Genomic DNA, 24,728 nt, shown 5'->3' with positions numbered 1-24,728 from the left:
CCATTTCTCCATCCGGGCCGGCCACGATCGTTCCCGACGCGGCGCTCCAACTCTCGGGTCTGGCCAGTATCGCGCTGACGGACTCGTCGATGCTGGCCGTGGCCGACGCGATCGGCACCGCCGAACACACTCTGATCGGTCCCCACTCGGTGCGTCCGTTCGTCGCGGCTGCGATCGCCCAGCACACCCAACTCCTGATCGTCACCGCGACCGGACGGGAGGCCGATGACCTCACGAGTGAACTCGGCCAGATCCTCGGCAACGGTGTCGCGATGTTCCCGTCCTGGGAGACGCTTCCGCACGAACGGCTGTCCCCGAGCGCCGACACCGTCGGTAAACGCCTCGATGTGCTCCGCAGGCTTGCTCGCCCCGGCGATACCGACTACGGCGACCCGCTGCGTGTCATCGTCACCACCGTGCGTTCGCTGGTGCAACCGATGGCCCCGGGCCTGGGCGAGATCGAGCCGGTGACGTTGAAGGTGGGGCTCGACATCGACTTCGACGGCCTGATCCACCGTCTCGTCGAATTCGGATACCTGCGGGTGGACATGGTCGGCAAGCGCGGCGAGTTCGCCGTCCGCGGCGGCATCCTCGACCTCTTCTCACCCACCGCGGACCATCCGGTGCGGGTCGAGTTCTGGGGCGACGAGATCACCGAACTCCGCGCGTTCGCCGTCTCCGACCAGCGTTCGTTGCCCGATCACGAGGTAGATCTCGTCCTTGCACCGCCGTGTCGCGAACTGCTCCTCACCCAGGATGTACGCGACCGGGCGGCAGCTCTCGCCGCTGACAATTCCGGCGACACTGCCCTGGTGGAGATGCTGGACAAGCTGTCCGCCGGCGTCCCGGTCGAGGGCATGGAGGCGCTGCTGCCGTTGCTGCAGCCAGGCGAGCTGCAACTGCTGGCCGATACGCTCCCCGCAGGAGCCCACGTACTGCTCTGTGACCCCGAGCGGATCCGCACCCGAGCAACCGACTTGGTGCGCACCGGTCAGGAATTCCTCGAGGCGTCCTGGACGGCCGCATCGATCGGCGGAGCCGCACCGCTCGACACCTCCACTCTCGACACCTCCAGTCTCGAGGGCGCATCCCTCGATCTCGGTGCGTCGGCGTATCGGTCGCTTCGGCAGGTTCGCGAGTCTGCCCAGGCCCACGGCCGGCCGTGGTGGACCATCAGCCCGTTGGCTTCGGGCAACGGTGAGGAAGTAGAACTCGCCGTCGATTCGGTGCCGGAGGTACGCGGATCCGAGGAAGCGTTGACGGCACTGTTCGCCACACTGCGCGCGCACATCGCGACCGGTGGGCGCGCAGTGATCTCCGTGGCGGGTGCAGGCACTGCCACCCGCATCATCGAACGCCTCGCCGAGGCCGAAGTTCCTGCAGCACATCTCGATTCCGGTGCGGTCCCGGTGGCGGACGTCGTCAATGTGCTCTGTGGATCACTGCACGACGGTCTGGTGTTCCCCGATGCCCAACTCGTCGTCGTCACCGAAGGTGATCTGACCGGCAATCGCGTCGCGGCCGCAGCGGAAGGGCGCAAGCTCCCGGCCAAGCGACGCAACCAAGTCGATCCGCTCGCCCTCGTTGCAGGTGACAGTGTGGTGCACGATCAGCACGGCATCGGCCGATTCGTCGAGATGGTCGAGCGCACCATCGGCGGTGCGCGACGCGAATACCTCGTCGTCGAATACGCACCCAGCAAGCGCGGACACCCCGGGGACCGGCTCTTCGTCCCGATGGATTCGCTCGATCAGCTCTCGCGCTACGTCGGCGGTGAGCTGCCGACGCTGAGCAAGCTCGGCGGATCCGACTGGGCGAATACGAAGCGTAAGGCGCGCAAGGCTGTTCGCGAGATCGCCGGCGAGCTCGTGCAGCTGTACGCCGCTCGCCAAGCAGCCCCCGGCCACGCCTTCGGTGCCGACACCCCGTGGCAGCTCGAGATGGAAGACGCATTCGGTTTCACCGAGACGGTCGACCAGATGACGGCCATCACCGAGGTCAAAGCCGACATGGAGAAGGCAGTCCCGATGGACCGCGTCATTCTCGGCGATGTCGGATACGGCAAGACCGAGATCGCGGTGCGCGCAGCGTTCAAGGCGGTCCAGGACGGCAAGCAGGTTGCCGTGCTGGTTCCGACAACGCTTCTGGCGCAACAGCATCTGCAGACCTTCACCGCACGGATGGCGTCCTTCCCGGTCACGGTGAAGGGGCTCTCCCGTTTCACCCACGGTGCCGACTCCAAGGAGGTCATGGCCGGGTTGGCCGACGGCACCGTGGACATCGTCGTCGGCACGCACCGGTTGTTGCAGACCGGTGTCGCCTGGAAGGACCTCGGGCTGGTCATCGTCGACGAGGAGCAGCGCTTCGGCGTCGAGCACAAAGAGCACATCAAGTCACTCCGAACGCACGTCGACGTGCTGACCATGTCGGCGACGCCGATCCCGCGAACGCTCGAGATGAGCCTGGCCGGCATCCGGGAGATGTCCACCATTCTCACCCCGCCCGAGGAGCGGCACCCGGTGCTCACCTATGTCGGCGCGTACAACGACAAGCAGGTCGCGGCGGCCATCAGGCGCGAGTTGCTGCGTGACGGTCAGGTGTTCTTCGTACACAACAGGGTCAGCTCGATCGACAAGGCCGCCAAGAAGGTTCGTGATCTGGTACCCGAGGCGCGGGTCGCGACAGCACACGGTCAGATGAACGAGGAAACACTCGAACGCACCGTGCAAGGATTCTGGCAGCGCGAGACCGATGTTCTGGTGTGCACCACCATCATCGAGACCGGCCTGGACATCTCCAACGCCAACACGTTGATCGTCGAGCGCTCCGACTCGCTCGGCCTGTCCCAGCTCCATCAGCTTCGCGGGCGAGTGGGACGTAGCCGCGAGCGCGGCTACGCGTACTTCCTGTATCCGCCGGAGAAACCGCTCACCGAGACCGCCTACGACCGATTGGCGACCATCTCGCAGAACTCCGATCTCGGTGCCGGTATGGCCGTGGCGATGAAGGACCTCGAAATCCGTGGTGCCGGAAACGTTCTGGGCGCAGAACAGTCCGGCCACGTTGCTGGTGTCGGATTCGACCTGTACGTGCGGCTCGTGGGTGAGGCCGTCGAGGCCTACCGCGCTGCGGCCGACGGAAAGCCCATCACCACCGATGAGGCTCCCAAGGAAGTGCGCATCGACCTACCCGTCGACGCCAACATTCCACCCGACTACGTCACCAGCGACCGGTTGCGGCTCGAAGGCTACCGAAAGCTGGCTGCTGCAGCTGATTCCGAAGGAATCGATGCCGTCATCGACGAACTGGTCGATCGATACGGCCCGCTGCCCGAGGAGGTCGGACGGCTGGTCTCCATCGCGAAACTGCGGCTGATCGCCAAGGAATACGGCTTGACCGACGTCAACGTCGCCGGAACTCAGGTGAAGCTGGCCCCGATGGAGCTGCCGGACTCCAAACAGATTCGACTCAAGCGGCTCTATCCGAGCGCGGCATACCGCGCGACAACGGGAGTGGTGCAACTGCCACTGCCGCGCGTCGAGGGTGGCGGCGTCGGCGCGGCGCGCGTACGCGACGTCGAATTGGTGCAGTTCATCGCCGATCTCATCCTATCCTTGGATGGGAAGCCATCTCGGTCGGTCAAGTTGGAGCACACAGTGGGGGTGTAGCGGTGACGATAGTTCTGCTCGACCCCGTTCGTCCGACACAGGTTCCGGTGGACGCCGTCGAATTCCTCGGCGGTGCGGTGCAATTCACCGAAGAGGTACCGGTGCGCGTGCGATGGCTGTTCGCCGGTACCGCTGCCCCCGAGGACGTCGACGCCGTCCTGGTCAGCACCGACCGCGCCAACCCCGAGGTTCAGGACCGGATCGCCAGCGGCGAACGCGTCATCGCTGCAGACAAGCTTCCCGGCGACGACCTCGTCGCCGCAGTGCATCTGATGGACCGGCTACGCACCCTCGGCGGATGGGAAGCGCAGCAGACCCACGACTCGCTACGCGGCTACCTGCTCGAAGAAACGTACGAGTTGCTCGACGCCATCGCAGCAGGCAACCTCGACGACCTCCGCGAGGAACTCGGCGACCTACTGCTCCAGGTGCTCTTCCACTCCCGGATCGCTCAGGACGCAGAGACGAACGCCTTCGATGTCGATGACGTCGCTGCGGGCCTGGTCGCGAAGTTGACCCATCGAAGCCCGCATCTCGGCCGGACGGACGCAGGTCCCATCGACATCGCCGAACAAGAGCGAGCCTGGGAAGAGAAGAAGGCCTCGGAGAAGGCGCGAGGATCCTGCATCGACGGAATTGCGCTGTCCCAGCCGTCACTGGCTCTGGCACAGAAAGTGATCGGCCGGGCCACCAAGGCAGGCTTGCCCGACGAACTCGTTCCCGACGGCCTACGCGTCGTGCACATCGGGCTCGATCACTCGCACGGCGGCGAGAGTGCCGAGGATGCGCTGCGGCGTCGGGTACTGGACTTCGCGTCGCTCATCCGAAACGCCGAGGCCTCGGCCCGTAACGCCGGCATCGAGCCGGGGGAGATGTCTGCCCTCGACTGGATAGAGCACTGGGGTCTACGGGGCTAGATCCGCAGACCCCGTCCCTCTTCCCTCGGGTTGGGATAAATGTGGGTTTCAGTACGTCAGAGTGCAACGAAGTCGCAATGACCCAGATCGGCTACCGGCGCCAGAACAGGTGATGGGTGATTCCACTGCTACTCGGGACGACTTCGTGCTCGAGTCTGTCGTTCATCTCGTCGGGCGAATCCCACAATTTCAGCCCCGAGCCGAATTCGATGGGTGCGACCGCGATGTGCATGGTGTCGACCAGATCGGCGTCGAGGAATTCGCGGATACTCGTGACGCCACCGCCGAGTCGCACGTCCTTTCCGTCGGCTGCCTCCTTCGCCTGTTTCAGTACCTCGGCGGGTTCGCCGTCGACGAAGTGAAACGTGGTGTCGGAGAGGGTGATCGTAGGGCGTTCGTGGTGAGTGAGCACGAAGACCGGTGTATGGAACGGCGGCTCGTCACCCCACCAGCCCTGCCACTCGTGGTCGGCCCACGGTCCGCGTTGCGGGCCGAACTTGTGCCGGCCCATGATCTCGGCACCGATGTTGTTGGAGAAGTCGCGGGCGAAGTGGTCGTCGAGTCCGCGGCTACCGCCCGAACCGGCGTTTCCCGGAAAGCTGGCGGTGCCGAAGAGCCAACTCATCAGTGCCAGATGATCGAGACCGAACGGGCTCTCGAAGCTCTGGTCCTCTCCCGCCGCGATCCCGTCGCTCGAGATGGTGAAATTCTGTACCCGAACCAGCTGACCCATGTGTGCTCCCGATGTAGATGACGAAATGTACGACGGTGTAGACCGAACCGCGCACACGAACTCACCGCCCCCGCCCCGCGTCAATGGACCCTTGCAGCGGTCAGACGTATGCAGTGAACCATCGACGCAGACCAGTTTTCTACGTGAATGAACCTTTGTAGCGGTCGGACGTATGCAAGGGTCCATTCACGCGAGGGGACCGGTGACGCGCGGGGGGCCGGTGACGCGGGGGGGCCGGTGACGCGGGCGGGACGGGTGACGCGGGCGGGACGGGTGACGCGCGGGGGGGACCGGACTACTCGAACAGCGTCGAACCCCAGTAGTCGGATTCGCCGAGTCCGGGTGGGCAGGCGAACACAGCCGATCCGACATGTTGGATGTATTCGTTCAGTGCGTCCGTGCGGGAGAGCGCCAGTTGCATCGGAACGAATTGGGTCAGGGGATCGCGGCAGAAGGCGATGAAGAACAGTCCGGCGTCGAGGTGGCCGAAACCGTCGGATCCGTCGGTGAAGTTGTAGCCCCGACGCAGGAGCTGGATTCCGCCGAGATTTTCTTTCGACGCCAGCCGTACATGGGCGGCCTTGTCGATGAAAGTGCCTTCGGGACCTTGGGATTCGAAGTCCAACGCATCGAATTCGTCCCTTTGGCCCAGTGGCGCGCCGGTTCCCTTGCTGCGCCCGATCACTCGTTCTTGTTCCTTGAGTGTGGTGCGGTCCCAGGACTCGATCAACATCCGGATTCGACGCGCCACGAGGTAGGAGCCGCCTGCCATCCATTCCTGATCGTCACCGGAGGCAACCCATACGTTCTCGTCCAGTAATGACGGGTCCTCGGCCTTGAGGTTGGCCGTACCGTCTTTGAAGCCGAACAGGTTTCGTGGGGTGGCCTGGGTGGTCGAGGTGGACGAGGTGCGGCCGAATCCCAATTGCGACCACTTGACCGACACCGTGCCGAAGCCGACGCGGGCAAGATTGCGGATGGCGTGGACGGCAACTTGAGGATCGTCGGCGCAGGCCTGGATGCACAGGTCGCCGCCGGAGCGTCGCGGGTCGAGGTTGTCGGCCGGAAAATGCTGCAGATCGGCCAGCGAGGTAGGTCTCTTGGACGCCAGATCGAATCGGTCGAACAGTCCCGGCCCGAATCCGATGGTCAGCGTCAGCGACGATGCGGTCAGGCCGAGTGCCTCGCCGGTATCCGACGGCGGGTTGTACTCGCCGTTGTCCACAGCACCGCCGTCGAAGGTCTCCTCACCGCGCACCAAGCGCTCGGCCATGAGGGTCCACTTCTTCAGCAGCGCAACGAATTCATCGCGCGAGTCGGTGGTGATATCGAAGGCAACGAAGTGCATTCGGTCCTGCGCCGGGGTGACGATTCCGGCCTGATGGTCTCCGCGGAAGTCGACCACACCTGAGGCCGATGCCTCGGTGCCGGAGGCCGTGGCATGTCCGGCGAGGGCTCCGACACCGACGAGCGCAGCACCGGTTCCGACGGCACCGAAGAGGCGTCGCCGCGAGATATGTCCAGTTTTACTGTCCGGCGACGACACCCTGCACCTGACTTACTTCGGCGGAGACCGCATCGATCTTGTTGGACAGTTCCTGGCGCTGAGGTTCGGTCACGGTGTCGTAGGAGACGAAGCCGTCGCCGTTCCGGTACTTGGCGAGTTCGGCGTCGAGTTCGGCGAAACGCGCGTCGATGGCGGTGCCCAATTCTGCGTTGCGCTCGTCGAGGATGGGGCGAACGGCGGCAATGGCTGCTTGGGAGCCGTCGACGTTGGCCTGGAAGTCCCACAGGTCGGTGTGGGAGAAGAAGTCCTCTTCTCCGCTGATCTTGGTCCTGGCCACCTCGTCGAGCAATCCTTGCGCGCCACCGGCCACCTGGATCGGGTCGATGGTGAAATCCTCGGCCTTGACCTTGTCGGCGAGTTCCGAGATATCGGCCTCGAGCTGATCGGCGATCGTGTTGGTATCGGGCTGCAGTCCCTGAGACCACAGGTCCTTCTCTATGCGGTGGAAACCGGTCCACTCGGCACCGGGCTCCACGTCCGGCTCGCGCAGGTCGATGCGGGGGTCGAGGTCGTCGGGGAAGCTCTCGGCAACAGGCTCGATGCGTTCGTAATAGCTTCGCGCAATGGGGAACTGGGCTTTGGCCGCAGCCACGTCACCGCTCTTGACTGCGGCGACGAACGAGGCCGTGGTGTCCTGCAATGCGTCGATCTGGCTGACGACGTAGCGCTTGTATCCGGCGGCCGCCTCGGTGAGGAGGCCGTCCTGGTCGGCATTGCGGACCGAATCTCCGGTGACGACGAAATCGGCTCGAATGCCGTCGCCCACCATGCCTGCCTTGCATGCGGTCGTGTAGGTGCCTGGGTCGGGCAGAGCCACGATCAGCTGACGCGTCAGTCCCGGTCCGATGTTCTCCACCTCGCCCATGACGCGGTCACCCTCGCCGTAGACGTAGAACTCGGTGACCTTGCTGCCGTTGTTGGTGATCTGGAATGTCGAGTTGCCGGTGGTGGCCTCGGACGCGCTGACCTCGCAGGACGAGTCGGTCGAGGTGACGGTGATGTCGCCGGCCGCGGCGTCGACGGAGGACTTCTCGGTGCACGCGACGAGAGTCATCGGCAGAGCTGCTACGGCGGCCAGAGCGTAGGTGGAACGTCGCATGGTGGTGGTGCCTTTCAGGAGGAGTGCAATGCAGGTTCGGCGGTCGCGGCGACGCGGGCCGGGCGGAGGAAGAGACAGAGGACGACCACGATGTAGAGCACCCACGCGATGGCTTGGAGGACAGTGGGTTCGGGGCGGAAGTTGAAGATGCCGCCGAGGACGGTGCCGTACCAGCTCGAGGCGTCGAAGTGAGCGGTGATGTCGAAGGCGACGGTGCTGCCGCCCGGGAGTACGCCGCCGATCTGCAGTGCGCGGATTCCGTAGGCGAGGATTCCGGCGGCCACCACGATGAGGAAGACGCCGGTGTACTTGAAGAACCGTGCGAAATCGATGCGGACCGCTCCGAGGTACAGCAGCACTGTCAGCACAGCGGCAACGACGATCCCGAGTAGAAGTCCGAGCAGCGGCCACAGGCTGCCGTTGGTGTTCTCGGCGTAGCCGACCATGAGCAACGCGGTTTCGACGCCTTCGCGGCCGACGGCGAAGAAGGCGAGCGTCAGTACGGCAGCAGGCCCGACGGTCAGTGCCTGCTCCATGCCTGCACGTAGTTCGCCGGAGATGTTCTTCGCTGCGGTGCGCATCCAGAGCACCATTGCTGTGACGATTGCAACGGCAACGAGTGATGCTGCGCCCGCGATGATTTCGGCCGTCAGTCCGGTGACCGTGGAAGTGCCGTAGTGAATGACGAAGAAGATGGCGGCCACCATCGCGACGGCAAGGCCTACGCCGAGCCACACCCATTTGAGGGCGTCGCGGCGGTCGGCTTTGGCGAGAAACGCGACGAGGATCATCACCACGATGCCGGTTTCGAGACCTTCTCGGAGCCCTATCAGGCCACTGCCGAACATTTGGGTGGCTGTCGACGGCGCAGATCCTGCGGCGGCGAGAACGGCTGTGGACACGGGCGGGGCTCCTGAGGCGTCGGGCATTGGTTCGCCTTCCCTCTCAAAGGGTAGGCGACCCTCACGAGTGAAGGCTGCCCAAACATACACCGTGTGTGACTTGCCAAAGACCCGCTCCGGGTAGTTTTTATCGGCCTTTAGCTTTCTATTACCTTCGATGTGCAGGATGGTGAGGTGATCTCACGAATCTGCGTGGCTGCGACTGTCGCGCTCCTGCTCCTCCTGACATCGTGCGGTAGCGGTGCCCCCAAGCGTGAGATTCCCGAGGGCATCCCGCCCGGTCCGGGTACCCCAGTTCCGGTCATCGACTTCAACGCGCCGGGCCGCACGGCAGACCTGCTACTCGCCTGGGCCGAACCGCAGTCGGACGCACTGGGCATCTCGGTGACCGCACTCGCGTCGTACGGTCACGCAGCGGCGATCATGGCCGAGACGGACACGGACTGCGGAATCGCGTGGACGACACTCGCGGGCATCGGATACATCGAGAGCCGGCACGGCACCTACCAGGGTTCGTCCGTGCAACCTGATGGCCTGGTCTCGCCGCCGATTCGCGGCATTCCGCTCGACGGCGGACCGGGCGTCGCCGAGATTCCGGACACCGACGGTGGTGTGCTGGACGGTGACACCGAATTCGATCGCGCGATGGGACCCATGCAGTTCATCCCCGAGACCTGGAAGAAATGGGGCGTCGACGCCAACGGGGATGGCATCGCCGACCCGGACAACATCGACGACGCAGCCCTGACGGCGGCGCGATATCTGTGTGCCCGAGGCGGTGATCTGCGGACCGCGCAGGGCTGGGAGACGGCGTTGATGGCCTACAACCTCTCGGGTCAGTACCTCCGTGATGTGCGCGATCGGGCGGCCGCGTACTCGGTGGGCACCAGGCCGTAGAGCTCGATGGATCGCGGGCAGTGCGGGTGAGCGGCTAGTCTTGCACCCGGCACAGTCCGCCGGTCCCCGTTACTAGGAGAAGCATTCGTGGCCATCATTGAGCAGGTCGGAGCTCGCGAGATCCTCGATTCCCGTGGCAACCCCACGGTTGAGGTCGAGGTCGCATTGGACGACGGGACGTTGACCCGTGCAGCCGTTCCCTCCGGCGCATCCACCGGCGAGCACGAGGCCGTCGAGCTTCGTGACGGCGGAGACCGCTACGGCGGCAAAGGCGTCGAGAAGGCCGTCAACGCGGTGTTGGACGAGATCGCGCCTGCGGTCATCGGCCTCGACGCCATCGAGCAGCGCGCCGTAGACCAGGCTCTGCTCGATCTGGACGGCACTCCCGACAAGTCTCGCCTCGGCGCGAACTCCCTGTTGGGTGTCTCGCTCGCCGTCGCCAAGGCTGCTGCCGAGTCCACCGGGCTCGAGCTCTTCCGCTACCTCGGCGGCCCGAACGCCCACATCCTGCCCGTTCCGATGATGAACATCATCAACGGCGGCGCACACGCAGACAGTGGCGTCGACGTGCAGGAATTCATGATCGCACCGATCGGTGCGTCCACGTTCAAGGAGTCACTGCGCTGGGGTGCCGAGGTCTACCACGCACTCAAGTCCGTGCTCAAGGCGAAGGGCCTGTCCACCGGCCTCGGTGACGAGGGCGGCTTCGCTCCCGACCTCGCCGGCACCAAGGCTGCACTCGATCTGATCCTCGAGGCCATCGGCAAGGCGGGCCTCGAGCCCGGCCGGGATGTCGCCCTCGCACTCGATGTGGCAGCGACCGAGTTCTACACCGCGGGCACCGGATACGCATTCGAGCGTGAGACCAAGTCCGCCGAGCAGATGTCGGCCTTCTACAGCGAGCTCGTCGACGCCTACCCGCTGGTCTCCATCGAGGATCCGCTCGACGAGAACGACTGGGACGGCTGGGTTGCACTCACCGAGTCGATCGGCGACAAGGTTCAGCTCGTCGGCGACGATCTGTTCGTCACCAACCCCGAGCGTCTCGAAGACGGCATCGTCAAGGGCGCGGCCAATGCACTGCTGGTGAAGGTGAACCAGATCGGCACGCTGACCGAGACCCTCGACGCCGTCGATCTGGCGCACCGCAACGGTTACAAGACGATGATGAGCCACCGGTCCGGCGAGACCGAGGACACCACCATCGCTGACCTGGCGGTTGCCGTCGGCAGCGGCCAGATCAAGACGGGTGCTCCGGCTCGAAGCGAGCGTGTCGCCAAGTACAACCAGTTGCTTCGTATCGAAGAAGCTCTGGGTGACGCGGCGCGTTACGCCGGCGAGTTGTCTTTCCCCCGGTTCAATTACGAGGGATAGCGAACAGGCACGTTCGGCACGAAGTGGAGAGTAGATGATGGCACGGCGCGGCAGGTCCGGGACCAGTCCAGGTGGACGTGATCCCAGACCCCGTGGCCGGTCGTCGTCGGGTCGCTCCCGGGCCGGAGGTGTGTCTCGAACCGAGAAGACCTCCGGCCGTCCCGCCACCCCGCCGGAGCCGTCCGAGCAGGTGCGCGACGCGGTTGTCGGCGGCAAAGCCGCTCCCCGCCGCGTCGGTGCTCGTCGGCCCAAGCTGCCCGAGCGGACGTTCTTCGGGCTTTCCACCGGCCGGGCCGTCATCCTCGGTGTCGTGGTGTGCGCGCTGGCGTTGACGCTCGCGATGCCGTTGCGGACGTATTTCTCCCAGCGCAGTGAACTCGATGCCGTGTTGGCCGACCGCCAGGCGTTGCAAAACCAAGTAGACGACCTGCAGAAGCAGAAATCTCAGCTCAACGAACCGTCGCGTATCGCCGCCGACGCTCGCGAACGGCTCCGCTTCGTGATGCCGGGGGAGACGCCCTACCAGGTGCAGCTGCCCGGCGATTACGGGAAGACCCCGGAGCAACTCGTCACCGAGAACGCACCGTCGGGTCCCTGGTACACCGACCTGTGGAATTCCGCCGTACAGCCCCAGGGTTCGGGTGAGCAGCCGGAGCCCACATCCGCGCCGATGCCGGTCGTTCAGCCAGAACCCGTGCCGGACCCATCCGCACCAGAACAAGAAGGAGGACCCGTCGGGTGAATTCCTCGGCAGTCTCGCAGGAAGATCTCGATGCGGTCGCATCGCAGCTCGGACGTGAACCGCGTGGCGTACTCGAGATCGCATACCGATCTCCGGACGGAAGGCCGGGCGTGGTGAAAACCGCCCCGAAGCTGCCCGACGGTACGCCGTTTCCAACCCTGTTCTATTTGACGGACCCTCGGTTGACGGCCGAGGCGAGCCGTCAGGAATCGGCGGGCGTGATGCGGGAGATGACCGAACGCCTGGGCACCGATCTCGAACTGGCTGCCGCCTATCTGCGCGCCCATCGGTCGTATCTGGCCGAGCGTGACGAGATCGAATCTCTCGGAACGGATTTCAGTGGCGGCGGCATGCCCGATCGGGTCAAGTGCCTGCACGTGCTGATCGCGCATTCGTTGGCCAAGGGCCCCGGCGTCAACCCGCTGGGTGACGAGTCGGTCGCGCTGGCTGCGGAGAACTCGTTGCGCGGCAGGGCAATTCCGGCCGACTGGCCGACCATCGAAGAACTACGTGCGGAGAAGCAATGACCAGGGTTGCAGCAATCGATTGCGGCACCAACTCGATCCGCCTGCTCGTCGCCGACAACAACGGAAAGTCCCTCGCCGACGTCGCCCGCGAGATGCGAGTGGTGCGGCTCGGGCAGGGCGTCGACGCGACCGGCGCATTCGTGCCCGAGGCGATCGAGCGCACCCGGGTGGCCTTGGTGGAGTACGCGGAGATCATCCGCAAGACCGGGGCCACCGCTGTGCGCATGGTTGCCACCTCGGCCACACGGGATGCGTCCAACCGGGAGGATTTCTTCTCGATGGTGCGCGAGGTACTCGGCGAGGTCATCCCCGGTGCCGAGGCCGAGGTGATCACCGGCGACGAAGAGGCGCGGTTGTCCTTCGCCGGTGCGGTCGGTGAACTCGATTCTGCGGCAGGGCCATTTCTCGTAGTCGATCTGGGTGGCGGCTCCACCGAGCTCGTACTGGGCGATGCAAAAGGTGTGAAATCTGCGTTCTCTGCGAACATCGGCTGCGTGCGCCTGACCGAGAGGTTCCTGCATTCCGACCCACCCACCGCGGACGAAATCAACGGTGCGCGTGAATATGCCCGCGAGAAACTGGCGGAGGCCTTCGAGGAAGTATCGATCGGCGACGCATCGAGCTGGGTAGGCGTGGCCGGGACGATGACCACCATCGCCGCCATCGCCAAAGAGCTACCCGAGTACGACGCCGATGCAGTGCACCTGTCCCGTGTGCCCTTCTCGGAGTTGTTCGAGGTATGCGAGGACCTGATCGGCATGACGCACACGCAGCGAAGTGCGTTGGGGCCCATGCACCCCGGACGGGTCGACGTCATCGGCGGCGGTGCCATTGTGTGCAGTGTGTTGGCCGAGGAATTCGAACGACGCGGTGCCGTAAGCTCTTTGACGGTCAGTGAGCACGACATCCTCGACGGCATCGCGATGTCGATCAAGATCTGACCCGCAGTACGGCCCCTATAGCCCAATTGGCAGAGGCAGCGGACTTAAAATCCGCACAGTGTCGGTTCGAGTCCGACTGGGGGCACCAGAGTCCATATGGTTCCAGATTCGTGGACAGGGACAGTGTATTTCAGATCCTACCGACAGTGGCTGCGAGTTCTTCGAGGGCTATGTCTCGGAAAACGACCTCCGAACCGTCCCGCGGGCGTTCGAAGTGGTTCGCAGATGACGGCGTCTGAAATGTGAATTCCTTACTGGAGGTCAGTGTTCAGGGAGATCGAGTTCGAAACAGAGCCCGCCACGTCGATACTGCGGCTCCGGCCAACAGCCCGCCCGTGAGATAGAAGACGGCACCCGCTCCGGCCGAGCCGGCAAAGGTGCCTGCGACGAGGGGAATGACTACCTGCCCGAGGCGATTGCCCGTCAGGCGAAGCGAGAGAGCCGACGCACGGTTACGTGGGTTGGCCAGTCCGGCAACCCAAGTCATGGTCAGTGGTTGTGCAAGCCCCCAGAAGAATCCGGCGATCGCGATCAGTGAACCCACTACCCATTGGTTCGGCAGGATCGGAATCAGAACCATGGGAAGAGCGGAGCAGAGGCTCCCGGATACCAAAAGCCACTGTCTGGGAGCCACTTTCAACAGCTGAGTGAGCAGCGTACGTGAGATGATGGCGGCGACGGAGCGAGCTGTCAAGATGACTGTCACTGCCACGACGCTGTATCCGTACTGCTCTCCGAATACTGGCAGATATGCGGTCATCAGGTCCATGGACGTCAGAATGATCAAACTCGAAAATACTGCTGGACGCATGCCATGTATCGTCAACATCGTTCGCGTGGACTGCTTTTCGTGCTGCTTGCGCGCGCTGACCGAGGCCCCGGTGATGCTCAGTGAGGGCGCCAACGTGAGGATCGACGCCACGACTGCGACGCCGAACATGGCAATCAAGGCTCCCTGTGTGTCCACATGGCCGACGTCGCTGCGTGAGGCGATGAAGCCGACGATCGGTATGCCGATCGACTGGCCCACCGATATCCAGACCGTCAATCCCCCGAAGCGTCGGTCGTAGTCGTTCGGTTTCGACCGGACGGGGATGTAGCCCTGGCTGGACACCATGGTCAGGATGTGGCTGAAGCCCAGCAAGATACAGCCGGCAGCCAGAACCACGATTCCCGAGCTCACGATGACGACTGCGACGGCGATGAGTGAGATCGCGGTGCCCAGGCGCAGCATGGTCGCCGCCCGGCGCCCGTCGACCGCCCGTCCGATCTGCATTGCCGCGACCAGTGGAAGCAGCAAATACAGGGCCGTGAGGACTCCGACCGTCAGGGCATCGCCGCCGAGTTCCAACGCTTTGTAGGTGATCATCACACGTACTGCTGCGTACACCGCTTGGATGAGTGCCGTTGTGGCACAGAGCATCACAAACCAAGACTTGATCATCTTCGCTCAGTGTCCCGTGCCGGTTTCGACGCAACCGACAGGGAGGTCACTCATTCGAGAAGTTCTCGATTTCGTCGGCTCCCGCAGCCCGAAGGTCGGGCTCCCGTTCGCGGATACGGCTGGCGCGGGCCACGTGTTCGGCGGTCAGTCGCCCGGCCTCCTCCGCATCTCCTCGCTCGATCGCGGCGAGAATGCCGTCGTGATCGTGCTGAAGCTCGGCCGCATCGGCCGGTCGTCGCCACACGGTGGTGCCCGGAGTAAAACGGGCCCACAGAAGTTCGAGGTGCTGAACGATCAGTGGGGACGTCTGGCCGTAGATGGCGAAGTGAAAGGCTCGATTGAGAACCGAGAGTTCGGCCGGAGTGCTGGTGCCCGCTTCCTGGGCGGCGGACAGCTCGGCATGTGCTGCCCGGATCGCGTCGAGTCCACGCGGCGTCATTCTCTCGACGGCCATTTCGGCGGCCGTGCGCTCGGCCGCGGCACGGAGGCGATAGAGGTCGCGGGCGGTGTCCGGCGTCATTTCGCGCACCGACGCCCCCTTGTGCGCGTCGTAGGAGACAACTCCGTCGGCCTCGAGCATGCGCAGTGCTTCGCGGACCGGTGTGGCGCTGACTCCGTATCGCTTGGCGAGAACGGTTTGTTTGATCAGCTCGCCGGGCTTGATCGCACCACTGGCCACGTCTTCCTTGAGGCGATCGACTACGTATTTCGTCCGGCTCACTGGCGGGGCGGAACTGGAAACGCTCATGCCGGGGACCTCTCTTCGTGCGAAGTGCGCTCTATTTTGTCTACACCATCGTGTGTTGACTTTACGCATAAACAGACGGTTGCACATGGACTATGGACAGTAGACAACACTCTATAGAGTGTGTAACGTGCATCACCAGCGCAGGGGAGTGTGACCGGCAACTCGCTGTTCGATAACGATGCAGGCCCATCCCGCCGGCGAGACAATCACTGACGAGACCGATTACGGAGATGTACATGAGCTCCCAGGACCATCTGACACAGGACATTGCCGACTGGATCGTGAGGCAGAGCAATGCCCTACTCCCGGCGAGCATGGACCACCATGTTCGGCGCATGCTCCTCGATCACCTGGCCGGGGTGGCCGCAAGCGCGGTAGGAGATGTGTCGCGCGCCGTCGGGGTGCACGTCTTGCGGTCGTACACAGGCTCCACGTCCACTGCGATCGGCCACGGTCGCACGTCTGCCCTGGGCGCAGCGTTGCTCAACGGAACCAACGGCCACGGAATCGAGTCGGACGAGGGTTACACACCGGGTTCGATGCACCCGACCTCGGTGGTGTTCCCGGCCGTGTTCGCAGTCGCTCAGGAGCGCGGGATCAGCGGTGAGCGAGTCCTGATCGCCTCCGCCATCGGAATGGAGTTGGCGTGCAGAATTGCCGACGCAGGCCACCCCGCAACGCGCAACCGCCATTTCCACAACACCCCGATCGCCGGAGTCTTCGGGGCTGCTGCCGCCGTCGCGGTTCTGCTCGGGCTCGACGCGAACGGCGTTGCCAACGCGCTCGGCCTCGCCGGCTCGCACGCCAGCGGCGTCTTCGAATTCCTGGGCGGTTCGGCCGAGGTCAAGCGCTTCCATCCAGGTAAAGCTGCCCGTGACGGCATCGCCAGTGCCGACCTGGCCGAGGCCGGCCTCACCGGGCCCACCACCATCTTCGAGGGTCGCGACGGTTATTTCGCCGCCTATGCGGGGGACGAAGGCACGGACTGGTTCGCCGACACCCTCACCAGAGGACTCGGTGAGGACTGGGTTCTCCTGCGCACCTACGTGAAGCCGTATCCGTGCTGCCGACACCTGCACGGCGCGATCGACGCAGTCCTGGCGCTCCGTAACGAGCATGCCCTCGATGCTGCCGACATCAGCTCGATCGACGTCGGTACCTTCGCCATCGCCACCCGGCACGCCGGCAGGGTTCTCGACACCATCCTGCAGGCGCAGCTGAGTCTTCCGTTCACTGTCGCCGTGGCAGCTGTTCGCGGAGCAGTCACCATGACGGACTTCGCCGAACCGACCCGGCAGGACCCGCAGATCGTCGCGCTCATGGAGACGGTGACCGTTCATCTCGACGAGGCCGCCGACGCGTCGTACCCCAAGACCGGACGTCCGGCAGAGGTCGCGATCACCACCAAGGACGGACGGCACCTGGTGCACCGCGTCGAGCAGCCGTACGGGGAACCGACCAACCCCATGTCCGACGCCGACCTCGAGATCAAGGCCCGCGGACTGGTCGAACCACTGATCGGTGCCGACGGAGCGAAACAGCTGATCGAATCCTGTTGGAACTTCGACACCCTCACCTTCCTCGACGATCTCGACGCCGCAGTGCGCGCGTACTCCACCACCACCTAAGACATCCACTTCCGCGGGCACCCGTCGGATACAGAAAGGACCTCTCATGGAGGTTGCAGTTCACGATCTCGAACTCGCCTACGGCGATTTCGTAGCCATCAAGAGTCTCGACCTGATCATCCCGGACGGTGAATCGGTCGTCCTGCTCGGCCAGTCGGGTTGCGGCAAGACCAGCACGATGCGCTGCATTGCCGGCCTCGAAATGCCCACCGGCGGAACCATTTCGATCGGTGACAAGACGGTGTTCGACGGCAACTCCGGCAAAGTGGTTCCGGTCTACAAGCGCAACGTGGGCATGGTCTTCCAGTCCTACGCCGTGTGGCCGCACAAGACCGTCCTCGAGAACGTGGCGTTCCCGCTGAAGATGAAGGGCGTGGCGAAGTCCAAGCGCCGGGCAGAGGCGCTCGCCGTACTCGAACTCGTAGGACTCGCACATCTGGCCGACCGCGGAGCGAGCATGCTCTCCGGTGGGCAGATGCAGCGCGTGGCCCTCGCACGGTCCATGGCGATGGCCCCGAGCGTGCTTCTGCTCGACGAGCCGCTGTCCAACCTCGATGCCAGACTGCGCGACGACCTCCGCGTCGAGCTCCGCAGAATCCAGACCGAACGCGGCCTCACGAGCCTCTACGTCACCCACGATCAGCACGAAGCGCTCGCTCTGGCCGACCGGATCGCCATCATGCAGGAGGGTCGCATCAGCCAGCTCGGCACTCCCGAGCAGATCTACGGGTCGCCGGTGAGTGCCTCGATCGCCAGCTTCCTCGGCGTGACCAATGTCTTCTCGGTCGCGGCCGACTCGACGTCTCGGTCGCTGCAGCTCACCGGATCTCAGGTCGTGCTTCGGTCCACCTCCGCCGTGCCGACGGTGGCGTCGAGCGCCTGCATTCGGCCCGAAGACATCGTCGTCACGCTCGATCAGCCGCGCGACGCTGCCCTTTCCGCAAGCCATTCCGATGCGAGTCTCCTCGACGGCGTCGTCGAGATCGCCGTTTTCCAGGGCGCAACGATTCGGTGCAAGGTCAAGCTCGACGGCGGAATGCAGCTCGACGCAGTGTGTGCACCGCCCACCGACGGTATGTTGGCCCCGGGTGCCCGCGTCAAGGTCACCATCGCGGCGGACGCGGTCAAGGTTCTGCCCGACGAGGCTCCGGTCGCGGATTCCCGCGAGGCGGTAGCGGCATGAGTGCGTCTCTTCTCGAAAAGGCGGCACCGGAGGCACCGCTCTCACTCGTACCGCGCAAGCGCAACAAGAAGATCGGCCGGCGAGGTAAGTTCGGAAGCCTTCCTCTTCTCCTCGTCGTCGCGTTCCTCGTGCTGGTGCCTGCAGGGTTCGTCCTGCTTGCCGCATTCAGCGAATCCGTCCCGCGGCCCGGCAGCATCTCGTTCGACCTGACGCTGAAGAACGTCGACGTCCTCCTCGAGGCCGGCGTTCTCGGAGCGACCGCGAACTCCTTGCTCATTGCGGTGTCCGCGACAGCAATTGCCCTGTGTATCGGCGGTTTTTTGGCATTCATCACCGCCAGAACGAACGTCCGCGGAAAGTCCTTCGTCTTTCTCATCGGTCTCATGCCGATGTTCCTGCCGTCGTACGTGGGTGCACTGGCATGGTCAATTCTCGGCAGCCCGGGAGCAGGTCTGCTCAATGTCGCGGGCCGAGATCTGGGAATGGGCAGCCCGGTCAACATGTACTCCACCGGGGGCGTCGTCACGGTGTTCGCGATGTACTACGCACCGTACGCCTTCCTACTGATTCACGCCTCGATGTCACTGATGAACCCCGACCTCGAGGATGCGTCCAACGTGCACGGAGCGTCCACCTGGCGCACGATTCGCTCGGTCACCACGCCATTGGCGCTGCCTGCGATCCTGGGTTCGGGTCTGTTGATGTTCATTCTGATCCTCGAAAACTTCCCTGTTGCACAGGTATTGGCAACCCCCGGCCAGATCGACACTCTGCCCACCTTCATCTACAGGTTGATGAACACCTCGCCGTCACGCGGCAACGAGGCATCGGTCATCGCGATCGTGCTCGTGGCCGCTGTCATCGCCATCACGATCGTGCAGCGCAAGGTGTTGGCGAAGCGTTCGTACACCACGGTCTCGGGCAAGGGAGTCAAGGCTCGAACCCTCGACCTCGGCAAGCTACGCACACCGGCACTGCTGCTGGCGCTGCTGTATTTCGTTCTCGCGATCGTGCTTCCGCTTCTCGCGCTCTTCCTGTCGGCCATCCGCAGCTCTCCCTACATGCAGTCGTTCGGTTCCCTGACCGAGCCGGGCGCGCTGGACATCACCTCGTTCACAGAAGTGTTCTCCTCGGAGACCTTCCACACCGCAGCGACCAACAGTGTCCTGGTGTCGGTCATGGCGGCGGCAGGCGGAACGGTGCTGGCTTTCCTCGTGGGGTACACGGTCTATCGCACCAGCTCGTATGCACGCGGTCTGCTCGAAGCATTGTCGATGGTGCCACTGGCCATCCCGGCAATCGTTCTCGGTATCGGGTTGCTCTGGACGTGGTTGGTCATGCCGGTCCCCGTGTACGGCACGCTCTGGGTTCTGATCATCGGCTTCGTCGCGGTGCAGATGCCACAGGGCTTCCGCGGTATCGCTGCTGCCATCCAGTCGACGGATCGCGATCTGGAAGACAGTGCAGTCCTATTGGGCGCACGCCGCTTTCGGGCCATCAGCTTCGTCACAATTCCGCTGCTCCGCGTCGCGGTGTCCTCGACGTTCCTGATGCTGCTCATGCTCAGCATGCGAGAGCTCACCGTGCCTCTGTTCCTGTACACCACCGACACCCGCATTCTCTCGATCGCCATCTACGACCAGTTCGAGAACGGTGGAGCGCTCCGCGAGGCTTCCGCGTTGGCCCTGATCTACTGCGCGATCATGTTCATCCTCAGTTACCTGCCGCGCCGGATCGGTGCCAAGAGTGGGTCCGGTCATGCATAGGGAAACCGGCTCGAAAGGAATCGAAATGACTACTCGGAAGGGACGTCTCCCGCGGCTGGCCGGAGCCCTCGTAGCAGCGACCGCACTCGTCGTGACGCTGACAGCGTGCGGCCAGGAAGGCGGCGGCAAGGACGAACAAGCTCGCGAGCTGTATCGGGCTTCGGAGGTAGACACCAGCAACGGTCTCGTGATCGACGGGGAACTGGTTGCGGACAAGGCACTCTGGGATGCGGCGAAGGGGGGAGTGGTCAAGCTCTACTCCGGTACCGGAAAGGAAGCCGAGGACCTCACCGCGGCGCGATTCAAGCAGGAGACGGGCCTCGACATCGAGCTGACGCGCCTTCCGACGAACAAGCTCGCCGAGCGGGTTCTATCCGAGCAAGGCGCAGGCAAACTCGGTGCCGACATTGCGCGTGTGACCGATCCCCGAGTGGCGAAACAGTTCTCCGAGCAGGGTGTATTCGTCCCGTACGCAACCCCTTTCGACGATGTGCTTCGTCAGCAGAACACCGGTCTGCGCGAGACCTATCTCAACTGTTACTACTTCGTGAACGCAATGGGATACAACGATGCGATCGTCGAGGAGGATCGGCCCACCCAGTGGGAGGATCTGATCGATCCGAAGTACAAGGGGAAGCTCGGTGTCGTCGCGGTGACCACCGGCGGAACGCTCAATGCGTTGGCCAACTTCCAGATCTCCACACTCGGTGAGGACTTCCTGAAAAAGCAGGGAGAGCAGAATCCACGCATCTTCGATTCGACGTCCACCGAGGTCGATGCTCTCGCCCGCGGCGAAATCTCCATCGCATCGCTGAGCTTCAACAACGCTTTCGCGGCCGAACTCGCCGGAGCGCCTCTCGAATTGGTAATTCCCGACAAGGGCGTGTCGGCGTCGGAAAACTTGATGGGCATGACTGCGAACGGTCTCGCCAATCCAGCCGCGCAGGTGTTCATGAATTGGACGATGTCCAAGTCTGGGCAGGGATTCGCAGCGGCGCAGGGGTTCGTCCCGGCGCGTACCGACATGGACCCGATCAAGGCAGGCGACAAGTATCAACTGCCGCACGCAAATTCGCCGCAGTTCCATCTCTTCACCGAAGAGGAGTACGACGAATTCGCGGCGCGCGACGAAGAGATTTGGAAACAGGCGTTCGGTTATATGGGCTGACGTGGCCGTAATCGAGAGCGATCTCGCAGACTTCATGAATCTATAGAATATCGAGAGAAGGACAATCATGACCGCAGTGATGACCGACCGTGATGCACTGGTGGATTCGGTTCGCGCCTTCGCGAAACGGCACCTCGCCGACGGAGCCCTCGAACGTGCCCATGACCCTGCCTACTCGTGGGACATCGCTCGCCTGCTGGGCGCGCAGGATCTTCTGGGCCTGACCATCGCCGAGAAGGACGGTGGCCAGGGAGCATCCTTGGCCGACGCGGTGGCCGTCATCCAGGAAGTTGCTCGCTCGTGCCCCAAGAGTGCCGACATTTTGCAGGCCGGTAACTTCGGCGCGATCCGTACTTTCGCGGAGTTCGGTACCGAGGAGCAGAAGCACAAGTACCTACCGGACCTGTTGTCGGGCAATGCCCTGATCAGCCTCGGCATGAGTGAGCCGGGGGCAGGTTCGGCGGCAACCGAGCTGGAGACCTCGGTGACCGAGGACGGTGACGGGTACCGGCTCAACGGCACCAAGATCTGGGGCACCCACAGCGTCGACGCCACGTTGTTCCTGATCTACGTCCGCTTCGGCCCCGGCACTCGCAACATCGGCTCCGTTCTCGTCGAGCGCGGTGCCGAAGGACTCTCGTTCGGTAAGCCCTCGAACTACATGAGCGGCGAACAGTGGTGCCAGCTCTACTTCGACAACGTGTGGGTGCCGCGCGAGAACATCTTGCTCGGACCGGGTGGGTTCAAGAAGCAGATGAGCGGGTTCAATGTCGAGCGCATCGGAAACGCCTCGCGCGCATTGGCTCTGGGACGCCTGGCCTTCGACACCGCTCGTACCCACGTGGGCGAGCGCACCCAGTTCGGCCGTACCCTCAACGAATTCCAAGGCTTGCAGTGGAAGTTTGCCGAGGTCGCGGTTGCCCTCGACGGTGCCGAGCTGCTGCTCGAGCGCGCAGTCCGCAATGCCGCGGCCGGCCTGCCGTCCGCGTACGAGACCTCGGTGGCCAAGCTCGCCGCCAACGAAGCAGGATTCCTCGCCGCCAACGAAGCAATGCAGGCGATGGGGGCACTGGGCTACAGCTGCGAATCCCTGGTCGAATACTGCATGCGCCGTACCCGCGGCTGGATGATCGCCGGAGGATCGATCGAGATGTTGAAGAACCGCATCGCCGAGGAAGTGTTCGACCGGAAGTTCAGCCAGCGTGCACCGAGGCAGGAAGACGCCCGATGACCTCGACGCCGGTGGCGGTGCGAAGCGTCGTGTCCTACGAGGTCGAGGATGGGGTGGCGGTTCTGACGATCGACAATCCTCCGGTCAATGCGAGCAGTGCAGCAGTTCGGCAAGGGCTCTTGGATGGACTCGGAGCCGCGAATGCAGACGGTGCGATCGAGTCGATCGTGATCGTCGGAGCGGGCACACACTTCGTATCCGGCTCGGATCTGAAAGAGTTCGACGGGCCCGTCCCAGAGCCGACATTGCCTACGGTCATCGCGGCAATCGAGGTCTCTGGCAAGGCTGTCGTCGCGGCCATCTCCGGCTCGACGCTGGGCGGTGGCTTCGAGTTGGCGCTCGGCTGTGACTATCGAATCGCTGCGCCCGGGACAGTCGTGGGATTGCCGGAGATCGGCCTCGGAATGATCCCCGGTGCAGGCGGCACTCAGCGACCACTGCGCATCATCGGACCCTCTCGAACTCTCGAGCTGATCACCTCCGGTAAGTCGATGCCGGTGCGATGGGCTGCTGACAACGGCCTCGTCGACGGCCTCGCCGACGGTGATCTTCGTTCTGCTGCAGTGTCGTTCGCTCGGAACTGCTCGGGTAAGCGTGTTCTGATGGACCTTCCGATCGTGTCGGTCGACGCACCGGGTGAGCTCGAGCAGACCGCACACACTGTGCTGACTCGGGGACGCGGGCGACCGCAGTACGCGGCAGCGGTGACGGCGATTCTCAACGGCGTTGCGCTGTCTGCGCCGTCCGCGCTCGCCTTCGAGCGAGCCGAATTCACCAGACTGCGCAACGGTCCGGAAGCCGCGGCTTTGCGTCACCTGTTCTTCGCCAGACGCGAAACGGCGAAGGCGAACAAGCCGACGTCACCGCGGGAGGTCGATTCTGTGGGTGTCGTCGGCGCAGGAACGATGGGAGCCGGCATCGCTCGTGCCTTCGTCGAGGCGGGGAAGTCCGTGGTCCTCGTGGACAGGGATCCCGACATGGCGGTGCGGGCAACCGAGAAGTTGCGTTCGACGTACGAGCGGTCGGTAGCGCAGGGGCGGCTGAGCCAGCACGATGTCGACGAGCGCATGATGCTCCTGAGCCCTGGTCGTTCGGTGGAATCCTTGGACGAATGCAACCTTGTCATCGAGGCTGTCTTCGAGGACATGGCGGTCAAGAAGGAACTGCTGCAACGGCTTCAGAATGTGGTTCGTCCGCATGTCACTCTGGCCACCAATACGTCGTATCTGGATGTCGACGAGCTTGCGACGGCGGTCGATCGTCCCGGTCGGGTAGTGGGGATGCACTTCTTCAGCCCTGCGCACCGCGCCGCGGTGCTCGAAGTAGTGCGAGGCCGAGAGACCTCGCGAGAAGCATTGGACCGAGCGTTGACAGCGGCGACCGTGTTGAAGAAGCTGCCGATCGTTGCGGGCGTGTGCGACGGGTTCATCGGGAACCGGATCTACAACGCGTATCGTCGCCAATGCGAGCTGATGCTCGAAGAGGGTGCCTACCCGGAGCAGGTCGACCGGGCGTTGGTCCAGTTCGGTTTCGCGATGGGGCCGTTCGCTGTCTCGGACATGTCCGGGCTCGACATCGCCTGGCGGATGCGGCAAGCGAGAAGTGCCGATCGCAATCCCGCCGAACGGTATCCGGACGTCGCGGACACTCTGTGCGAGCAGGGCCGATTCGGCCAGAAAACCGGCGCAGGTTGGTATCGCTACGTCGACGGTTCTCGAACCGCGATCGCCGACCCGGCCGTCCACGAGCTGATCGACCGATCCGCAGCGCGAAAGGGAATCGAACGCCGTCCGTTCACCGAGGACGCGATCGTCGACCGCGTTCTGTTGTCCATGGTGAACGAGGCATCGTTGTTGTTAGCCGAAGGCATTGCCGATCGTTCCGGCGATATCGACCTCATGCTGACACTGGCCTACGGATTCCCCGCCCATGTCGGCGGCCTCGGGCCGTGGGTATCGAACCAGGATCCTGCCGAGCTCTCGGAACGGCTCGAGCGTCTGGCCGCGGTGGTCGGACCGGGCTTCACCGTCGGTGAGCCAGCCGTTCTGCGCACTTAGCCTGAATCCACCGATGAGCTTGTGAAAGTTGATCCGAATCGACGACACGAGCAAGAACTGTTTCCAGGCAGGGCGTGACCGCTGGTCTACCCAGCTTTTCCACGATTGACGAGTGTCGGGCCGCTGTCGGCGATTC

Annotated in this window: 19 protein-coding genes and 1 tRNA gene; 14 read left to right on the top strand and 6 right to left on the bottom strand. The window is 63.9% G+C overall.

The features are described from left to right. Positions 1-89 precede the first annotated feature (89 nt). A complete protein-coding gene (gene mfd / locus ACOQFP_RS24935) occupies positions 90-3,668 on the top strand; it encodes a transcription-repair coupling factor (protein WP_421585840.1) in 3,579 nt (1,192 codons plus the stop codon). Between the two features lie 2 nt (positions 3,669-3,670). After that, positions 3,671-4,585 carry a MazG family protein gene (locus ACOQFP_RS24930; protein ID WP_206490138.1) on the top strand — a complete coding sequence of 305 codons (915 nt, stop codon included), beginning with the start codon at positions 3,671-3,673 and terminating at the stop codon, positions 4,583-4,585. A 91-nt stretch (positions 4,586-4,676) separates the two neighbouring features. On the opposite strand, the gene ACOQFP_RS24925 is transcribed toward ACOQFP_RS24930, so the two are convergent. The 4 genes from ACOQFP_RS24925 to efeU all read right to left on the bottom strand — a co-directional run bounded on the left by ACOQFP_RS24925 (position 4,677) and on the right by efeU (position 8,913). Continuing rightward, positions 4,677-5,318 (bottom strand): dihydrofolate reductase family protein, encoded by a 642-nt coding sequence (locus tag ACOQFP_RS24925; RefSeq protein ID WP_421585802.1) that lies wholly within the window; start codon positions 5,316-5,318, stop codon positions 4,677-4,679. Between the two features lie 295 nt (positions 5,319-5,613). Beyond that, the gene (gene efeB, locus ACOQFP_RS24920; RefSeq protein ID WP_421585801.1) at positions 5,614-6,864 is read right to left on the bottom strand and encodes an iron uptake transporter deferrochelatase/peroxidase subunit; all 1,251 of its coding nucleotides are present in this window, start codon (positions 6,862-6,864) and stop codon (positions 5,614-5,616) included. Continuing rightward, positions 6,845-7,984 carry an iron uptake system protein EfeO gene (efeO, locus tag ACOQFP_RS24915; protein ID WP_421585800.1) on the bottom strand — a complete coding sequence of 380 codons (1,140 nt, stop codon included), beginning with the start codon at positions 7,982-7,984 and terminating at the stop codon, positions 6,845-6,847. The genes efeB and efeO overlap by 20 nt, the downstream gene beginning before the upstream one ends. Before the next feature lie 14 nt (positions 7,985-7,998). Beyond that, complete coding sequence (gene efeU, locus ACOQFP_RS24910; RefSeq protein WP_421585799.1) at positions 7,999-8,913, bottom strand: iron uptake transporter permease EfeU; 915 nt, start codon at positions 8,911-8,913, stop codon at positions 7,999-8,001. 159 nt (positions 8,914-9,072) lie between these two features. Here efeU and ACOQFP_RS24905 point away from each other — a divergent pair, with 159 nt between their 5' ends. The 6 genes from ACOQFP_RS24905 (at position 9,073) to ACOQFP_RS24880 (ending at position 13,455) form a co-directional block, all read left to right on the top strand. Beyond that, on the top strand, positions 9,073-9,783 hold the full coding sequence (locus ACOQFP_RS24905; protein WP_307830834.1) for a lytic transglycosylase domain-containing protein: 711 nt from the start codon (positions 9,073-9,075) through the stop codon (positions 9,781-9,783). Between the two features lie 87 nt (positions 9,784-9,870). Beyond that, on the top strand, positions 9,871-11,157 hold the full coding sequence (gene eno / locus ACOQFP_RS24900) for a phosphopyruvate hydratase (protein ID WP_206490144.1): 1,287 nt from the start codon (positions 9,871-9,873) through the stop codon (positions 11,155-11,157). A gap of 130 nt (positions 11,158-11,287) precedes the next feature. After that, a complete protein-coding gene (locus ACOQFP_RS24895) occupies positions 11,288-11,899 on the top strand; it encodes a septum formation initiator family protein (protein WP_341245194.1) in 612 nt (203 codons plus the stop codon). Further along, positions 11,896-12,426, top strand: a complete 531-nt coding sequence (locus ACOQFP_RS24890; protein ID WP_421585798.1) for a DUF501 domain-containing protein — start codon at positions 11,896-11,898, stop codon at positions 12,424-12,426. The genes ACOQFP_RS24895 and ACOQFP_RS24890 overlap by 4 nt, the downstream gene beginning before the upstream one ends. After that, positions 12,423-13,367 (top strand): exopolyphosphatase, encoded by a 945-nt coding sequence (locus ACOQFP_RS24885; protein WP_421585797.1) that lies wholly within the window; start codon positions 12,423-12,425, stop codon positions 13,365-13,367. Before ACOQFP_RS24890 ends, ACOQFP_RS24885 begins: the two co-directional genes overlap by 4 nt. A gap of 11 nt (positions 13,368-13,378) precedes the next feature. Beyond that, a tRNA-Leu gene (locus ACOQFP_RS24880) sits at positions 13,379-13,455 on the top strand. Positions 13,456-13,635: 180 nt separating this feature from the next. On the opposite strand, the gene ACOQFP_RS24875 is transcribed toward ACOQFP_RS24880, so the two are convergent. Further along, positions 13,636-14,808 carry an MFS transporter gene (locus tag ACOQFP_RS24875; protein WP_421585839.1) on the bottom strand — a complete coding sequence of 391 codons (1,173 nt, stop codon included), beginning with the start codon at positions 14,806-14,808 and terminating at the stop codon, positions 13,636-13,638. Positions 14,809-14,857: 49 nt separating this feature from the next. Further along, a complete protein-coding gene (locus ACOQFP_RS24870) occupies positions 14,858-15,559 on the bottom strand; it encodes a GntR family transcriptional regulator (protein ID WP_032405656.1) in 702 nt (233 codons plus the stop codon). A 236-nt stretch (positions 15,560-15,795) separates the two neighbouring features. Here ACOQFP_RS24870 and ACOQFP_RS24865 point away from each other — a divergent pair, with 236 nt between their 5' ends. From ACOQFP_RS24865 to ACOQFP_RS24840, 6 genes are all read left to right on the top strand, one after another. Next, positions 15,796-17,187 carry an MmgE/PrpD family protein gene (locus ACOQFP_RS24865; RefSeq protein ID WP_421585796.1) on the top strand — a complete coding sequence of 464 codons (1,392 nt, stop codon included), beginning with the start codon at positions 15,796-15,798 and terminating at the stop codon, positions 17,185-17,187. Between the two features lie 46 nt (positions 17,188-17,233). Next, the gene (locus ACOQFP_RS24860) at positions 17,234-18,370 is read left to right on the top strand and encodes an ABC transporter ATP-binding protein (protein ID WP_421585795.1); all 1,137 of its coding nucleotides are present in this window, start codon (positions 17,234-17,236) and stop codon (positions 18,368-18,370) included. Then, positions 18,367-20,136: an ABC transporter permease gene (locus ACOQFP_RS24855; RefSeq protein ID WP_421585794.1), complete on the top strand. Its 1,770-nt coding sequence runs from the start codon at positions 18,367-18,369 to the stop codon at positions 20,134-20,136. The genes ACOQFP_RS24860 and ACOQFP_RS24855 overlap by 4 nt, the downstream gene beginning before the upstream one ends. A gap of 25 nt (positions 20,137-20,161) precedes the next feature. After that, positions 20,162-21,304 carry an ABC transporter substrate-binding protein gene (locus tag ACOQFP_RS24850; protein WP_421585793.1) on the top strand — a complete coding sequence of 381 codons (1,143 nt, stop codon included), beginning with the start codon at positions 20,162-20,164 and terminating at the stop codon, positions 21,302-21,304. A gap of 67 nt (positions 21,305-21,371) precedes the next feature. Next, positions 21,372-22,535, top strand: coding sequence for an acyl-CoA dehydrogenase family protein (locus ACOQFP_RS24845; protein ID WP_421585792.1), 1,164 nt, complete (start codon positions 21,372-21,374; stop codon positions 22,533-22,535). Then, a complete protein-coding gene (locus ACOQFP_RS24840; protein WP_421585791.1) occupies positions 22,532-24,592 on the top strand; it encodes a 3-hydroxyacyl-CoA dehydrogenase NAD-binding domain-containing protein in 2,061 nt (686 codons plus the stop codon). Before ACOQFP_RS24845 ends, ACOQFP_RS24840 begins: the two co-directional genes overlap by 4 nt. Positions 24,593-24,728: the final 136 nt, after the last annotated feature.

It is taken from the genome of Rhodococcus sp. MALMAid1271 (assembly GCF_049195265.1).
Lineage (GTDB): Bacteria > Actinomycetota > Actinomycetes > Mycobacteriales > Mycobacteriaceae > Rhodococcoides.
Note: the sequence above shows the minus strand (reverse complement) of the source record. Positions and strands in the feature narration are given on the sequence as shown.

Excerpts from the sequence above, each read along its gene's own strand:
- ACOQFP_RS24870 (WP_032405656.1), bottom strand. The coding sequence starts at position 15,559 with ATGAGCGTTTCCAGTTCCGCCCCGCCAGTGAGCCGGACGAAATACGTA.
- ACOQFP_RS24850 (WP_421585793.1), top strand. The coding sequence starts at position 20,162 with ATGACTACTCGGAAGGGACGTCTCCCGCGGCTGGCCGGAGCCCTCGTA.
- ACOQFP_RS24865 (WP_421585796.1), top strand. The coding sequence starts at position 15,796 with ATGAGCTCCCAGGACCATCTGACACAGGACATTGCCGACTGGATCGTG.
- efeO (WP_421585800.1), bottom strand. The coding sequence starts at position 7,984 with ATGCGACGTTCCACCTACGCTCTGGCCGCCGTAGCAGCTCTGCCGATG.
- ACOQFP_RS24860 (WP_421585795.1), top strand. The coding sequence starts at position 17,234 with ATGGAGGTTGCAGTTCACGATCTCGAACTCGCCTACGGCGATTTCGTA.
- ACOQFP_RS24840 (WP_421585791.1), top strand. The coding sequence starts at position 22,532 with ATGACCTCGACGCCGGTGGCGGTGCGAAGCGTCGTGTCCTACGAGGTC.
- ACOQFP_RS24845 (WP_421585792.1), top strand. The coding sequence starts at position 21,372 with ATGACCGCAGTGATGACCGACCGTGATGCACTGGTGGATTCGGTTCGC.
- ACOQFP_RS24925 (WP_421585802.1), bottom strand. The coding sequence starts at position 5,318 with ATGGGTCAGCTGGTTCGGGTACAGAATTTCACCATCTCGAGCGACGGG.
- ACOQFP_RS24855 (WP_421585794.1), top strand. The coding sequence starts at position 18,367 with ATGAGTGCGTCTCTTCTCGAAAAGGCGGCACCGGAGGCACCGCTCTCA.
- efeU (WP_421585799.1), bottom strand. The coding sequence starts at position 8,913 with ATGCCCGACGCCTCAGGAGCCCCGCCCGTGTCCACAGCCGTTCTCGCC.
- ACOQFP_RS24885 (WP_421585797.1), top strand. The coding sequence starts at position 12,423 with ATGACCAGGGTTGCAGCAATCGATTGCGGCACCAACTCGATCCGCCTG.
- mfd (WP_421585840.1), top strand. The coding sequence starts at position 90 with ATGCTGGCCGTGGCCGACGCGATCGGCACCGCCGAACACACTCTGATC.